Genomic DNA, 676 nt, shown 5'->3' on the forward strand with positions numbered 1-676 from the left:
ACTTCAACCTGAATGGGCGCTTTCATGGTGGTTGGTGGCAGCAGATCAATAGTGACTGGAGGTCGAAGATCTTCATCAATGATACGCCAGTCGTTGAGGTGGACTTCCGCAGTCTCCATGTCTCGTTGCTCAGCCTTCGAGCAGGAAAAGAACTTGATGGCGATCCCTATGAATTGCCCGACATACTGGGTGCATAGCTGCCTTCAGTGCTGCAGCGTCAATTTATCAAGCGGCTTGTACTGACGGCGATCAACGCCGGTTCCAGGGATGCCGCCTTCCGGGCGTTTCGTGATGGCTTTCCGACCGGCCACGCAGGCAAGACGCTGACGAACGAGCAACTGGATGCACTACTGGCTGGCTTCCTGGAAAAGACCCCTCACATCAGGGACTTTCTGTTCGCGGATCAAGGTATTCAGTTGATGAACCTTGATAGTCAGATAGCGGAGCGCGTCCATCGGCACTTCTGCGATCGGGCCGTTCCAGTCCTATCCGTGCATGACAGTTTTATTGTCGATTACACCCGCGTGGGCGAACTGAAGCGGGTGATGGCCGAGGCGTCTACTGGAGTGGCCGGTGCACCGTTACCCACATCGAACAAGTTCTACGGGCTGGACGAACAACCCGACCCGAACGCTGACCACGTCAAAGACTACGTCATCTGGCGGCAGACGGCCCG

2 protein-coding genes are annotated in these 676 nt (G+C 55.9%); both read left to right on the forward strand.

From position 1 onward, the window contains the following. A partial coding sequence (locus ACR1XU_RS23135) for a hypothetical protein (RefSeq protein ID WP_480915721.1) occupies positions 1-197 on the forward strand: 197 nt, incomplete at its 5' end. Between the two features lie 9 nt (positions 198-206). Continuing rightward, positions 207-676, forward strand: a 470-nt coding sequence (locus ACR1XU_RS23140; RefSeq protein ID WP_480915723.1) for a hypothetical protein, incomplete at its 3' end; no start/stop codon positions are given.

It is taken from the genome of Ruegeria sp. D1(2025), from assembly GCF_056536425.1.